The following is a 14,223-nucleotide window of genomic DNA, read 5'->3' as shown; positions in this document are numbered from 1 at the left end:
GACGGTCTTGGCCAGGAACGCAATCGTGGCCACCGTGATCAGCTTGTGGGCCGTCAGGACGACGACAGGGAAAGGCTGCCCCTGGCGCCTCAGTCCGTAGCCGGTGAGAAAGATCACGACAAAACCCAGCCCGGCGATCATGAGTTTGAATTGAGTCATGTCCATATCATCTCCCTGTCAGAAAGGTCTTTCCCTTATTGCGATCCGGCGCCTCCGACTTTTATGACCACCTTCCCCCTGGCGTGCCCGGCAAGAAGATAGCGGAGGGCCTCGGGGACCTCGGCCAGCGGGTAGACCCTGTCGATCACCGGGACCACCTTGCCGGCCTCCATGAGTTCTTTCATAAAAACCAGGTCTTTCTGGTTCGCATGGGCGGTTATGCCCCCCATTTTTTTACCGCCGGTCAGGGAATACCATGGCGCCAGGAGCATGGCCTGGAAGATCTGCCGCATGGAGCCCCCGGTCATAACGTAGGCCCCTCCGGGAGCCAGCGCCCGCTTGTAATCAGCGAGCGGATGAAAGCCGTTGGCGGCCAGGATCAGGTCGTATTGCCGCCCGCTGCGGGTGAAATCCTCCCTGGTGTAGTCAATGACGTGGTCGGCGCCAAGCGAGCGCGCCATGGCCAGGTTCCCGGTGCTGCAGACGGCGGTGACCTCGGCCCCGAAATATTTGGCGATCTGCACCGCGAACGTGCCCACGCCGCCGGAGGCGCCGTTGACCAGCACTTTCTGCCCATTCTGAATGCGCCCCTTGTCGCGCAGCCCCTGCAGGGCGGTGAGCGCCGCCATGGGCGCGGCCGCCGCCTGCTCGAAGGTCAAGTTCCCGGGCTTGGGCGCCAGCGCCTCTTCGGGAGCGCATACATACTCAGCGCAGGCGCCGCAGCTCCAGCGGGCCAGGTCCCCGTACACCTCGTCGCCCGGCTTGAACTGGGCCGTTTTTTCTCCGACCACCTCCACCCGTCCGGCCATATCGGTCCCGAGGATCCTGTTCTTCGGCTTCAGCAGCCCGCCGCCCATAAGGCGGACCATGAACGGGTCGGGCAGCAGCATATGCCAGTCGAAGGCGTTCAAGGAAGCCGCATGAACTCTTATCAATACTTCGTTTTCCTTGGGGGCAGGCCTGCCCACATCGGCGAGCTTGAGAACATCCGGCGGCCCGTATTGTTCGGTTACGATGGCTTTCATTGGCATGCTCCTGAATTTAATTTCTATGCGCCGTCACTTCGCTTGTCTTTGTTTTGCTTCCAATACCGGGCCAATAATACCATGAACCCGCCGCCGGCCGTGATTGTGATCCCGGGGACCGGGAAAAAATAGGGCAACGCGAACATCAATCCCCCGTCGGGCAAAGCCAGGAGACTTCTTCGGCTCGCAGCTTACCGCTTCCTAGCGACGATCCAATGAACCGCTTTCTTGCGCTCCCATCTTTCTGATTCGGCAATATCAAAGCCCGCATCCGCAATTGCCGCTTCGAGCTCCAGAGCGGTAAGGCTGAGAACAAGCGGCACGATCTTCACCTTTTGGGCCACATTAATGAACCACTTGAACAGGAAGCTGCTCTCGCTCAGACACAGTGTTTGCGAGATAAACAACCCACCCGCAGGCAAGAGCTCGTTGACCCGGCCCAGGACGGGACGGATTTCTTCGACCAGGTGTAGGACACAGAAGGCGAGCACCGCGGTAAAGCCGCGCCCATCCAGCGCCCGATCGAAAACATCGTCCGCGGCAAACGTTACATTGCCGATTGAACGGTCACTCGTTTTCTCAGTTGCCAGGGCGATCATGGTGGCCGATGTGTCGATGCCATGGACGCGCCGCACGAAGGGTGCGATGTCAAGACTGTACTCCCCCGATGCACAGCCAAGATCCAACACGATATCCGAGGTCGAAAGCAGCGATTTCGCGCTCGCGATTGTCCGGTGGTAAACGGCATCGTGCTTCTGAATGAGGTCGTCGTATCTTTCGGCCCGCTTGTCCCAGAACTTCGCTGTCATCCCTTCGGCTCCTCGGTTAATGACCCAGACAACTTGGTGACAGGTCTTTCATTATTACAATATTCCGGACAGTATTTTGTCATATTGAAAGACCTGACCCCAATTGTCCACAAGCAGAATTCATTTCTCAATCTTTATTATTGAGACCTGACTCCGGAAGCGTTCTTTGACCGGTGTTCCTAGGGCCGCGTAACAGAAGCTTCGTCACGACTGCAGCAACGCTGTTCTCATACCCAGACTCACGCAGCGCCTCAAGCTCTCGCTTAATTTCGTCTGGCCCAATCAGTAGCCAACCTCGCTTCTCGAAGTAGCCGCGAAGCCAGTCACCGTCTCCCTTGATCTTGCCCGCCGCAAGGCACAGGTTTATGGTCGGCTTCGGGCAACAGAATCCGGAATCGACCATCTGCTGTTCGAGACGCCGAAAGACAACGCGCCGGAGCGTCGCATCGCAGAAGAGTTTATAGCGCTTGGCGGCTATCGGATTGGATCCGTCGAAGGCAGTGCACTGAACACCAGGGGAATCCAAGAACGACTTGCACTCCACAATGCGAAGCTCGTTGCCACGGCCTTGATAGGCCACCACATCGAGCTCCCACCGTGGGGACGAGTGTCGGCCTATCTCCAGTTTATCGGCCTTTGTGAGATCAACCTTTACGCTGGTTTGCGTCCAGTAGCCTTGCCGCTGCAGGATCGATGCGATTACTGATTCGAATGCATCCATGCTCACCTCGCTTTAAAAATGGGGTCATATATCGGGCCTTGAATTATCAGATTAGTCATTAATCTCTTCTACAAAATAAACTGTCATTTCAAGACCTGACCCTGATTGCCCCTAATCTTGCAAAGCTTGATAGTTTTTTACCCAAGCTCCCGCCGGTGCATGGTTGGGGATTCAGAAAAGAACTTTCGTGATTGATACCCATGCTGCAGATAAGAGAAAAGTATAGGGCGCGGGGCAAAAACAAGCAATAGGGAGAAATGTGATATTTTGGTTTTTGTAGGGGCGACCGGCGGTCGCCCATTTGGTATTTGCGTTCCCTTTAGAAGAAAATCTTTAATTCCTTTGTTTTGCTTATTGGAATTTAGGAAGGGCGACCACCGGTCGCCCCTACGTTGCCTTGTCTTTTTCTTCCCTATCGTCCATACCCTCTCGCCAATTGCCCTGTTTTTACTCTTCCTTGTCACTTGTCACTTTTATTCACTGAACTTTGTTACCTTTTTTAATTTCGACCGTCTAACCTGGTGTTGGCAAAATCAATGAACGCGAAGAGGCTACGATGAAAAAAATGCTGTTTATGGCCCTGATGGCCCTGTTGGCGATAACGGGCTTGTTCGCCGCGGAAAAACGGGTCTATCTGAGCAAGCATATCAACCCCCACGCCCCGGCGATCGACGGCAAGAGCGACGATCCCTGCTGGGACAAGGTGGAGTGGAGCGACCAATTCGTGCAGACCGACCCGCGCTGCGGCGAGGCGCCGACCGAGCCCACCGAGTTCAAGATCATGTACGACGAAAAAAACATCTATGTCCTGATCCGCTGCCATGACTCCAAGGCGGGCGGGATCGAACGCCGCGTGTCGCGCCGGGACGATATCGACGGCGACAACGTCGGGATATACATAGACAGCTACTTTGACAGGCGCACCGCCTTCGGCTTCAAGGTCAATGCCGCCGGGGTAAAAGGCGATGGGGCGGTTTCCGGGGACAGCCTGAACCAGGACCTCACCTGGGACCCGGTCTGGACCGTCAGGACAGCCACCGACCCGGGCGGCTGGACCGCCGAGATGGCGATCCCCTTCAGCCAGCTGCGCTTCGCCAACAAGGAAGAGTTGACCTTCGGCCTGCAGGTCAGGCGCTTTTTGTACCGCAACCAGGAGCTCTCCTCCTGGCAGCATATTCCCAAGGACGCGCCGGGCTTCGCAAGCCTTTTCGGCGAGCTGCGGGGATTGAAAGGCATCAAGGCCCAGCACCAGGTCGAGATCATCCCCTACGCCGTGACCCAGGGGCAGTTCTCCCCTAAAGAAGCCGGCAACCCGTTTGCCACCGGCAGCGGCGGCCGGCTGCAGGGGGGCCTCGACGGCAAGATCGGCCTGACCGGCGACCTCACCCTCGACTTCACCATCAATCCCGATTTCGGCCAGGTCGAGGCCGACCCGTCGGTCGTCAACCTCTCGGCCTATGAAACGTTTTTCCAGGAAAAAAGGCCCTTCTTCACCGAAGGCAGGAATATCCTCAACTTCCGCTTGATGAACGGCAACGGCGATTTCGGCAGCGACAACCTGTTCTATTCCCGTCGCATCGGCCGCGCCCCGCAGTACGACCCCGATTTGCAGGACGGGGAGTACCTGGACATGCCGATCAACACGACGATCCTGGGCGCCTTCAAGATCACCGGCAAGACCACGCACGGCTTCTCTCTGGGGATACTGGAAAGCCTGACAGCGAGGGCGCAAGCCGCCATCAGCTTCAACGGCCAGAACCGCAACGAAACCGTGGAACCGCTGACCAACTATTTCATGCTGCGCGCCCAGCAGGACTTCAATGAAGGCAAATCCTTCCTCGGCGCCATGATGACGGCGGTCAACCGCGACATCCAGGACCCGGCGCTCGATTTCCTGCACGGTTCGGCCTATACCGCCGGCATCGATTTTTTCCACAGTTGGAAGAACCGCAACTACTATATTTCCGCCAACACCGTATTCAGCACGGTGCACGGCAGCAAAGAAGTGATCCAACAGACCCAGGAGTCGGCGGTCCATTATTTTCAGCGCCCGGACGCCAGTTACCTGACCCTCGACCCCACCCGCACCTCGCTCGGCGGCTATGGCGGCAATTTCGAAGCCGGGAAAAGCGGCGGCAGCAAGCTGACGTACGCCGGTGGCGTGACCTGGCGCTCGCCGGGGCTGGAGCTCAACGACATGGGCTACCTGCACCAGGCAGACGTTATCATGCTCTGGGGCTGGGCCGGCTACCAGATCACCAAGCCGACCTGGATATTCAATCAGCTCAACCTAAGTTTCAACGCCTGGCAAGGCTGGAATTTCGGCGGCACGCCGACCTTTGTCGGCGGCAACGTCAATTTCTGGGGACAACTGAAGAACTATTGGAGCGTCTATTGCGGCATCAACCGCCAGGGGATGGGCCTTTCGCAAAGCGCCCTGCGGGGCGGCCCTTATCTGCGCAACAGCGGCGGCTGGAACACCTGGTTCGGCGTCGGCACCGACGCGCGCCAGCGCTTCAACGTCAATTGGAGCGGCTGGGGGTACGGCGCCGACGACCGCTCGCGGGGAAACTGGGGGACCGATATCGGCGTGTCCTTTCGTCCCAGCAACGGGTTGTCGCTCTCCATCGCGCCCGGATATTCCCATTACACGAACGACCTGCAATACGTCGCCACAGCACCAGCCGGCGTTGGCAGCCGTTATGTCATGGCCGGCATCGCGCAGAATACGGTCTACGTGACCTTGCGCCTGAATTACAGCATCACGCCCGAACTCTCCATCCAGTTCTACGGCCAGCCCTTCATCTCCAACGGCCGCTACGACGCCTTCAAGCGCATCATCGATCCGGGCGCCGCCCTGTTCGAGGATCGTTTCCTGGCCTTTGCCGCCGACGAAATCGAGTTCAGCGGCGACGAAAATACCTACCAGGTGCAGGAAGGCTCCGCCGGCGGCTCCTATTCATTCGCCAACCCCGACTTCAACGTCCTCGAACTGCGCACCAACCTGGTCCTGCGCTGGGAATACCGCCCGGGAGCCGCGCTCTACGTGGTATGGAGCCAGGGCCGCGCCCAGGATACCGGCCGCGACGATTTCGGGTTGTCGTCGGATTTCCGCGACCTGATGAGCCTCCCGGCCACCCATGTGTTCCTGGTGAAATTCACCTACAATTTCAATCTGTAGGCGTTCCCCACAATGGGCAACAATCAGAACTATTCACCCATATTGCAATTATCGAAAGTAGGGGTTTGATTCATCAAACCCTTCCGGGAATGATCCCTGCCCTGGGTAGGGGACGCAAATTTGCGTCCCCTACAGAAAAATATCTTTAATGCCTCTGTTTCGCCTAGGAACAAAGTCACATTTAAAAGAAATCGGCTTTTTTTTCAACTCATTCCTTTGGCGGCTGCGTACAATCTATTTTAAAGAAGAAACCGCCTGGCGGTTTCCCCTGCTGCTTCCGTGAAGGGAGCCGCGGTTTGCAGGAAAATGAAAGATATGGGAATATGAAAAGATGAATGGAAACACATGGTGTCGGCGGCTAACGGAAGCCGCAAAATGAAGTATCGAAGCGGAGGAAACATGAAAAAAGGAATTTGCCTGCTCGCATTCTGCCTGTTACTGGGCTCTTCGGCATTCGCCCTGCAGGACGCCCGGCTGCTTAGATTTCCCGACGTAAACAAGGACTTGGTGGTCTTCGTCTACGCCGGCGACGTCTGGTCGGTCCCCGCCGCGGGCGGCGCGGCCCGCAAGCTGACCAACCACCCGGGGCTGGAACTCTTCCCCAAGATCTCCCCGGACGGCAAGTGGATCGCCTACTCCGCCGAGTACTCCGGCTCCCGGCAGGTCTTCGTCATCCCGGCCGCGGGCGGCACGCCCCGCCAGCTGACCTGGTACAACGACGCCGGCATCATGCCCCCGCGCGGCGGCTACGACTACGTGGTGCTGGACTGGACCGCCGACAGCCGCAAAATCATGGTCCGCGCCAACCGCACCCCCTGGCTCGAGCGCATGGGCAAGTACTTCCTGGTCTCGTTGGACGGCGGCCTGGAGCAGTCGTTGCAGATCCCGGAGGGCGGCAGCGGCCGGCTCTCGCCCGACAACGGCTCGATCGTCTACACCCCGATCGAGCGCGAGTTCCGCACCTGGAAGCGCACCTAGGGCGGCCGGGCCCAGGACATCTGGACCTACGACCTGAAAAACAACGTCTCCAAGCGACTAACCACCTTTGCCGGCACCGACCAGCACCCGCTCTGGTACAAGGAGAAGATCTACTTTGTCTCCGACCGCGACCTGGTGCTCAATTTCTATTCCTATGATTTGCAGAGCGAAAAAGTCGAGCAACTGACCCATTTTAAGGATTTCGACGTGCTTTGGCCCTCCGGCCGCTTCGGCCAGGTGGCCTTCGAGAAGGGCGGCTTCATCTGGCTGCTCGACCTGGAGAGCGGCGCCAGTCGCAAACTGGCCGTCGACCTCGACTTCGACAATCCCAACACCCTGCCCTTTTTCAAGAACGTCTCCGCCTTCATCACCCGCTTCGGCTACACCGTATCGCCTTCGGGAAAGCGGGCCGCCTTCGACGGCCGCGGCGACATATTCACCGTGCCCGCCGAGAACGGCCGCACCGACAACCTGACCCGCACGCAGGGTGTCCGCGAGTTCTACCCGGCCTGGTCCCCGGACGGCAAGTGGATCGCCTGCTACAGCGACGCAAGCGGCGACTACGAGCTGGTCCTGCTCGACCCGGCCGGCAAGGAGAAGCCCCAGGCGGTGACCAGCGGCCACAAGGTCTGGAAGTACCCGGCCGCCTGGTCCCCCGACTCCCGGAAGCTGCTCTTTTCCGACAAGAACCAGCTGCTGCAGGTCGTCGACGTGAAGACGAAAAAGATCACCGTCATCGACAAGGCCGACCTGTACGAGATCACCGAGTACAACTGGTCGCCCGACTCCCGCTGGGTGATCTACACCAAGAACGGCGCCAACAACCTCAACACCCTCTGGGTCTACTCCCTCGACAGCGGCACGGCCCGGCCGCTGCTGAATGCCCGCTACAACAGTTTTTCCGGCTCCTTCTCCCTCGACGGACGCTACCTCTATTTCCTCTCCCAACGCGACTTCAATTGGACCTTCTCCGATTACGAGTTCGACTACATCTACAATAAATCCACGCGCATCTACGCCGTCTCCCTGGCCAAGGACGCGCCCCAGCTGCTCCCCGACAAGAACGATGTCGAGGAGGCCAAGGCGCCGGAAAAGCCGGCCGCAGACAAGGGCAAGGAGAAAGAGAAGAAGGCCGAGCCGGCCAAGAAGGAAACCAAGCCGGTCCGCATCGATTTCGACGGCATCGACGAGCGCGTCATGGCGCTGCCCTTTGCCGCCGGCGACTACGGCGGGGTGCAGGACCTGGGCGGCAACAAGCTGGCCTACTTCACCTCGGGCGAGCTCCACACCTATGACCTGGACGCCCGCAAGGACGAGCTGGTCATCAAGGGGATCGACGGCGGCGCCGTCAGCGCCGACAATAAGAAGTTCCTCTACAAGGCCGGCAACGACTTCGGCATTATCGCCATTCAGGCCGACAAGAAGGTCGGCGACGGCAGGCTCAACCTGGCCGACATGACCATGCGCATCGAGCCGCTCAAGGAGTGGCAGCAGATCTACAACGAGGGCTGGCGCATTTACCGCGACTGGTTCTACGTCAAGAACATGCACGGCGTGGATTGGGAGAAGATGCGCCAGAAATACCAGGCATTGGTGCCCCACCTCGGCCACCGCGCCGACCTGGACTTCATCTTCGGCGAGCTCGTCGGAGAACTGAACGTCGGCCACACCTACGTCAACTGGGGCGATTTTGCCCGCGTTCCCCGGATCGACACCGGGCTGCTGGGCGCCGAGCTGCAGGCCGACGTGGCGGCCGGCCGCTACCGGATCAAGAAGATCTTTCGCAGCGAAAACTGGAACAATGCCACCCGCTCCCCATTGACCGAAGTGGGCATCGAGGTGCATGAGGGTGACTACATCATCAGCCTGAACAACACCGACCTGCCGCTCAGCGAGAATCCCTATCACCTGCTGGAAAACACCGCCGACAAGCGCATCGAGCTGACGGTCAATGCCAAACCCGGGCGCGAGGGGGCCCGCACCTACTGGGTCAAACCGGTCAAGAGCGAGCTGGCCCTGATGGCCCTGGACTGGGTGGAATCGCGGCGCCAGCTGGTGGACAAGCTCTCTTTTGGCCGCATCGGCTACGTCTATGTTCCCAACACCGCCGACGACGGCCACCGGGAATTCTACAAGGGCATCAGCGCCCAGACCGACAAGGAGGCCTGGATCATCGACGACCGCTACAACGGGGGCGGCTTTGACCCGACCAAGATGGTCGACATGCTCGCCCGCCATATCACCAACTACTGGCACTCCCGCGGGATGAAGCTGCAGCGCAACCCGGTCTTCGCCCTGGAGGGTCCCAAGGCCATGCTCATCAACCACTACTCCTCCTCGGGCGGCGACGACTTCCCCTACCTGTTCCAGGTCCGGAAACTGGGGATCCTCATCGGCACGCGCACCTGGGGCGGCCTGGTCGGCTACTCCTGGAGCCCGGCGCTGGTGGACGGCCCGTCGTTTGCCGTGCCGATGAACGGCATCGTCGGAAGAGACGGCCAGTGGGCGGTGGAAGGGGTGGGCATCTATCCCGACCTGGAGGTCTACGACCGGCCGGAGGAGATCCAAAGGGGCAACGACCCGTGCATCGAAGCGGCGGTGAAGGTCCTGCTCGAACAGCTGCAAAAGAATCCGCCGGCCAAAACCCCCGTTGACCCGGCCGAGCCCGACCGCTCGAAGTGGTTCGAGAAGGAAATCACGGAGATGGGACCGTCGGCGGAGAAGGACGATGCGGCGGCCGACATCACCCCGTTCAGCGATCTAACGCCGGCGCAGGCCGCAGCCATGATCGCGGAGAAGAACGTTGATCCCCTGTTCAAAATCATCGACGTGCGCACCGCAGAGGAGTTCGCCGTTAACCGCATCAAGGGGGCGCTGAACATCGACGTCAAGGCGGACGGCTTCAAGGACAAGGTCGCCAAGCTGGATAAAAACGGCACCTACCTGGTCTACTGCCGCGGCGGCGTGCGCAGCGTCCGGGCCATGAACCTGATGAAGGAGCTGGGCTTCACGCGGGTCTATAACCTGGCGGGCGGGCTCAAAAACTGGCAGGCGGAAAAACTCCCCCTGGAGGGCGCCGCGGTTCAGATCGAATCTCCCAAAAGCTGAAACGCAACCAATAAAGACAACTGAAGACAGTAAAAAGAGATATGCCTTGGTAGGGAACGCAAATTTGCGTTCCCTACAGAATGAAAATTTTAATGCCTTGGTTTGGGACATTGGAATTTGTGATTTGGAATTTAAAAAGGGCGGCTGCAAGAGCCGCCCCTACAAAAAATCCCTTGACTTCCCCCGGCCACTCTGCTAAATTAAATCATGACCTCAAGACCCAAGGGAGAGAAAATGACCGAAACGACAATGGAAAGCAAGGACTATAAGATGGCCGTGCTCATCGACGGCGACAACGCCCAAGCCTCGCTGCTGCCCAAGATGCTGGCCGAGATCGCCAAGCACGGCTCGCTGACCATCCGCCGCATCTACGGCGACTGGACCACCTCGACCATGCACTCCTGGAAGGACGCCCTGCACCTGCACGCCGTGCAGCCCATCCAGCAGTTCCGCTACACCGTGGGCAAGAACGCCACCGACAGCGCCCTGATCATCGACGCCATGGACATCATGCACCGGAAATTGGTCGAGGGCTTCTGCATCGTCTCCTCGGACAGCGACTACACGCGCATGGCGACGCGCATCCGCGAGGAGGGCTTCTTCGTCATGGGTATCGGCCAGAAGAAGACGCCCAAGTCGTTCGTCAACGCCTGCGACCTGTTCATCTATACCGAGAACCTCTCGCCGAGGCGCGAGAACAAGCCGCGCCCGGAGCAGGGCCGCGAGCGCGGCCGCGGCGCCAGCAAGAAGGAGGAGCCGCAGCCGACGCAGCAGCCGCAGTCGCTCTACGCCGGAACCGATCCCATGCCGCTGCTGCGCGAAGCCTACGAGATGGTGGTCCAGGAGAACGGCTGGGCCAACCTGGGGCCGATGGGAAAAGCGCTGCAGCAGCTCGACCCGGGCTTCGACCCGCGCAGCTTCGGCCAGCGCCAGCTGTCCTCGCTGATCAAGTCGCTCCCCGACTTCGAGGTCCGGCGCAGCGACGAGCATTCCTCGGCCGGCGTCTGGGTGCGGTTAAAGGAATAGCCGTTCCAGGTTTTTCCCCAACTGGATGAAGCCTTCCAGGGAATTGTATTCTAGCTCCCAAATCCGCTGGTCGACTGCTTCCAGGCCCGGGATGGAAAAAGTTTTGCCGGGCAACGGCGCGATCTCACGTCCAGCGTCGACCCGCACCCGGTCAACGAAGACCTCGGCTTTGGTCCAGCCGTACAGGCGGGCGAACAGCTTCACCGCGCCGACGTAGAATATTTTCTCCACGCTTTCGGGGATCTGGCCGAAGCGGTCCTGCAACTCGGCGCGCAGCTGCAGGAGCTCGTCGGCCTGGCGCGCATCGAAGATGCTGCGGTAGACGCGGATGCGCTCGGCCGTGTTGGCCAGGTACGATTCGACGATGGCGTAGGGGAAATGGACGCGCATCTCCAGCGGCCGCTCCTGTGCGGCCTCGCCCTTGAACTCGCGGATCGCCTGGCGCAGCAGCTCGAGGAAATAGTCGTAGCCCAACGCTTCGACATGGCCGTGCTGGCGGTTGCCCAGCAACGCCCCGGCGCCGCGCAGGCTGAGGTCGAACTCGGCGAGCTTGTAGCCCGAGCCCAGTTCGGAGAATTCGCGGATGGCGTCCAGCCGCTTTTTCGCCTTGTCGCTCACCACCGGCTGGCGGGCGTCGACCAGGAAATAGGCATGGGCCTGGCGGCTGCCGCGGCCGATGCGGCCGCGCAGCTGGTACATCTGGGTCAGGCCGAGGCGGTCGGCGTGGACGACCAGCATCGTGTTCACCATGGGGATGTCGATGCCGTTCTCGATGATGGTGGTCGATAGCAGCAGCCGGTACTTGCCGGCGATGAAGTCCATGAGGTTCTTTTCGATCTGCGCCGTCGCCATCTTGGCGTGGATGACCACGATGGCCACGTCGGGCAGCCAGGAGGCCAGCTGGTCGCGGAAGGCGAATATCTGTTCGATGTCGTTGAAGACCACGAAGACCGCCCCGTCGCGCTCGATCTCGTTGAGTACGGCCGAGACGACGATCTCCCGGGAAAAATAGCCCACGAAGTTCTTGACCGCCAGCCGGCCCAGCGGCGGCGTGTTGATGATCGATATGTCCTGCAGCCCCGAGAGGGCCATGGAGAGAGTGCGCGGGATCGGCGTGGCCGACAGGGTCAGGACGTCGACATGCTCGCGGCCCTGCTTCAGCTTCTCCTTCTGGAAGACGCCGAAGCGCTGCTCCTCGTCGACGATGAACAACCCCAGGTTCTTGAAGGCCACCCCCTTGGCCAACAGCGAGTGGGTGCCGATGACCAGGTCGATCTGCCCCTTCTCGATCCCGGCGACGATGCGCTTTTTCTCGGCCGCGCTCACCAGCCGCGAGAGCATGGCCAGGCGCAGCGGGAAATCGGCCAAACGGCGCTGGAAATTGCGGAAGTGCTGCAGGGCCAGGATGGTGGTCGGGCAGAGGAAGGCGACCTGCTTGCCGTTGGCCACGGCGCGCAACGCGGCGCGCAGCGCCACCTCGGTCTTGCCGAAGCTGACGTCGCCGCAGATCAGGCGGTCCATGGGAAAATCGGCGGCCATGTCGTCGAGGACGGCGCGGATGGCCTTCTTCTGGTCCTCGGTCTCGACGAAGGAAAAATCGCGCTGCAACTTCTCCTCGATGTCGGCCACCGGCGGCAGGGCGGACTTGCGCAGCGACTTGCGCATGGCGTAGAGATTGAGCAGCTCGCGGGTGTAGTGGACGATCGCCTTCTTGGCCCGCTCGGTCTTGAGGCGCCACGTTTTTCCGCCCAAGCGGTCCAGGGCCGGCGCGCCGCCCTCGCTGCCGCTGTAGGGCTTCAGGACGTCGAGCTCGTGCCAGGGCACGTAGAGGAATTCGTGTTCCTGGTATTCGATCTTCAGGAAGTCGTCGGTCTGGCCTTCGAAATGGAGGCGCTTGAAGCCGGCGAACTTGCCGATGCCGTGGCGGCGGTGGACGACCAGGTCGCCCACGGTCATTTCGCGCCGCCATTGCTCGGGGCCGCGGGCCGTCGGGGCCGCTTCGCCGATTTCACGGTAAAGGAAGGCCCGGCCGGTCAGGAAAACGGTCTTTAGGCGCTCGTTCTCGAACGAACAGGGAATATTGAAAAAATGGCCCTCCAGCCCCGGCAAAAGGGCCTGCACATTTTTCAGCAAATGGCTGTCGGAGGCATAGGCGCGCAAACGGAAACCCTGCGCTGCCTTCTGGTGCAAGCGCTCGATATCGTTGCTGTCGAGCGTCAGCAGCGTTTTGGGCCAGCTCTTAATTTCCATTTCGGCCCCGGCCCGGGCCGGGAAGTCGGTGAAATCGATTACCCTTTCCTTCTCGTAGGGAAAATTGAAAATGGTGTTGACGGCAGAAGCGGCCTTGCCGCTCTCAACGACCGCGCCGCGGATGCGCTCAAGATTTTCCAGCAGCTTGCGGTACTCGTTCTCCAGCCTGGAAAAATTCGAACCGATCAGCCGGCAGGGGGCGAGGGCCGCGATCAGGAACGACGAATTTTCCGCCGCCAGCAGGAAGGGACAATCGGGGTTAGCGGCTTCGGGAAAATAACGGTTGGCGACGATGCGCACCGCGGACAAGGCGTTCAGCGAGCGCTGCGAGTCGAGGTCGAAGGAGCGCAGTGAAACGAGCCGCCGGCCCTCGAACTCCAGGCGCACCGGCCGCTCGTCGGCGACAGGGAAAATGTCGACCACGTTGCCGCGCCAGGCGATGTCGCCGTTGATCTCCACCGCTTCACGGCTCTGGTAACCGAGGCCGACGATCCTTTGAATGAGCTCGTTGCGCTCCCAAAGGTCGTCGCGCATGATCTCCAAGCCGGCGTTGGCGGCGCCACGATCCTTTTCGATGCGCAGGCTCAGCGCGGCCAGGGTCGCCAGGATGATCATCTTCTTGCCGGCGCGCAGGTCGGCCAGCAGCCGCTGCTTGGCCGCGATGCGGACCGGGTCGGGGGCGGTATTGATGTAGGGATCCTCGAAAGGCAGCGTGTAGGTGTGCACTGGAACGCTTTCCCGGCCGAAAAACTTCAGCCACTGCCCCAGCTTTTCCACCCTGGCGGCAAAAGATTCGTTCTCGCCACCCAGCCAGACGAGGCTTTCCGCGCCGCAGGCAAAAATCGCGGCCACGGCCAGCTCCTGCACATCGGCATCCACGGAAGCGATCTCAATGCGATTCTGGCGGCCGTGCAAGGCATTAAAAAAATCGGGGCTGAAGACGGTCTCGAGCATGCTCCAGATTAT

8 protein-coding genes are annotated in these 14,223 nt (G+C 60.3%); 4 read left to right on the top strand and 4 right to left on the bottom strand.

Annotated features, from left to right (window positions below):
- Window positions 1-194: 194 nt before the first annotated feature.
- The 3 genes from NTW95_06165 to NTW95_06155 all read right to left on the bottom strand — a co-directional run bounded on the left by NTW95_06165 (window position 195) and on the right by NTW95_06155 (window position 2,714).
- The gene (locus NTW95_06165) at window positions 195-1,184 is read right to left on the bottom strand and encodes an NAD(P)-dependent alcohol dehydrogenase (GenBank protein MCX6557004.1); all 990 of its coding nucleotides are present in this window, start codon (window positions 1,182-1,184) and stop codon (window positions 195-197) included.
- 191 nt (window positions 1,185-1,375) lie between these two features.
- On the bottom strand, window positions 1,376-1,993 hold the full coding sequence (locus NTW95_06160) for a methyltransferase domain-containing protein (protein MCX6557003.1): 618 nt from the start codon (window positions 1,991-1,993) through the stop codon (window positions 1,376-1,378).
- A gap of 127 nt (window positions 1,994-2,120) precedes the next feature.
- On the bottom strand, window positions 2,121-2,714 hold the full coding sequence (locus tag NTW95_06155) for a hypothetical protein (protein MCX6557002.1): 594 nt from the start codon (window positions 2,712-2,714) through the stop codon (window positions 2,121-2,123).
- Window positions 2,715-3,270: 556 nt separating this feature from the next.
- Here NTW95_06155 and NTW95_06150 point away from each other — a divergent pair.
- The 4 genes from NTW95_06150 (at window position 3,271) to NTW95_06135 (ending at window position 11,007) form a co-directional block, all read left to right on the top strand.
- Window positions 3,271-5,895: a DUF5916 domain-containing protein gene (locus NTW95_06150; protein ID MCX6557001.1), complete on the top strand. Its 2,625-nt coding sequence runs from the start codon at window positions 3,271-3,273 to the stop codon at window positions 5,893-5,895.
- A 399-nt stretch (window positions 5,896-6,294) separates the two neighbouring features.
- Window positions 6,295-6,873, top strand: coding sequence for a hypothetical protein (locus NTW95_06145; protein MCX6557000.1), 579 nt, complete (start codon window positions 6,295-6,297; stop codon window positions 6,871-6,873).
- 135 nt (window positions 6,874-7,008) lie between these two features.
- Window positions 7,009-9,981 carry a PDZ domain-containing protein gene (locus tag NTW95_06140; protein MCX6556999.1) on the top strand — a complete coding sequence of 991 codons (2,973 nt, stop codon included), beginning with the start codon at window positions 7,009-7,011 and terminating at the stop codon, window positions 9,979-9,981.
- Between the two features lie 234 nt (window positions 9,982-10,215).
- Window positions 10,216-11,007: an NYN domain-containing protein gene (locus tag NTW95_06135; protein ID MCX6556998.1), complete on the top strand. Its 792-nt coding sequence runs from the start codon at window positions 10,216-10,218 to the stop codon at window positions 11,005-11,007.
- On the opposite strand, the gene NTW95_06130 is transcribed toward NTW95_06135, so the two are convergent.
- On the bottom strand, window positions 10,996-14,211 hold the full coding sequence (locus tag NTW95_06130; GenBank protein ID MCX6556997.1) for a helicase-related protein: 3,216 nt from the start codon (window positions 14,209-14,211) through the stop codon (window positions 10,996-10,998). The two genes, NTW95_06135 and NTW95_06130, sit on opposite strands and share 12 nt — an antisense overlap.
- Window positions 14,212-14,223 lie beyond the last annotated feature (12 nt).

The sequence above is a fragment of the Candidatus Aminicenantes bacterium genome (genome assembly GCA_026393795.1).
Lineage (GTDB): Bacteria > Acidobacteriota > Aminicenantia > UBA2199 > UBA2199 > UBA2199.
Note: the sequence above shows the minus strand (reverse complement) of the source record. Positions and strands in the feature narration are given on the sequence as shown.

Bases quoted from the DNA above. Each gene is read 5' to 3' on its own strand.
- NTW95_06165 (MCX6557004.1), bottom strand. From the start codon at position 1,184: ATGAAAGCCATCGTAACCGAACAATACGGGCCGCCGGATGTTCTCAAG.
- NTW95_06145 (MCX6557000.1), top strand. From the start codon at position 6,295: ATGAAAAAAGGAATTTGCCTGCTCGCATTCTGCCTGTTACTGGGCTCT.
- NTW95_06155 (MCX6557002.1), bottom strand. From the start codon at position 2,714: ATGGATGCATTCGAATCAGTAATCGCATCGATCCTGCAGCGGCAAGGC.
- NTW95_06130 (MCX6556997.1), bottom strand. From the start codon at position 14,211: ATGCTCGAGACCGTCTTCAGCCCCGATTTTTTTAATGCCTTGCACGGC.
- NTW95_06135 (MCX6556998.1), top strand. From the start codon at position 10,216: ATGACCGAAACGACAATGGAAAGCAAGGACTATAAGATGGCCGTGCTC.
- NTW95_06160 (MCX6557003.1), bottom strand. From the start codon at position 1,993: ATGACAGCGAAGTTCTGGGACAAGCGGGCCGAAAGATACGACGACCTC.
- NTW95_06150 (MCX6557001.1), top strand. From the start codon at position 3,271: ATGAAAAAAATGCTGTTTATGGCCCTGATGGCCCTGTTGGCGATAACG.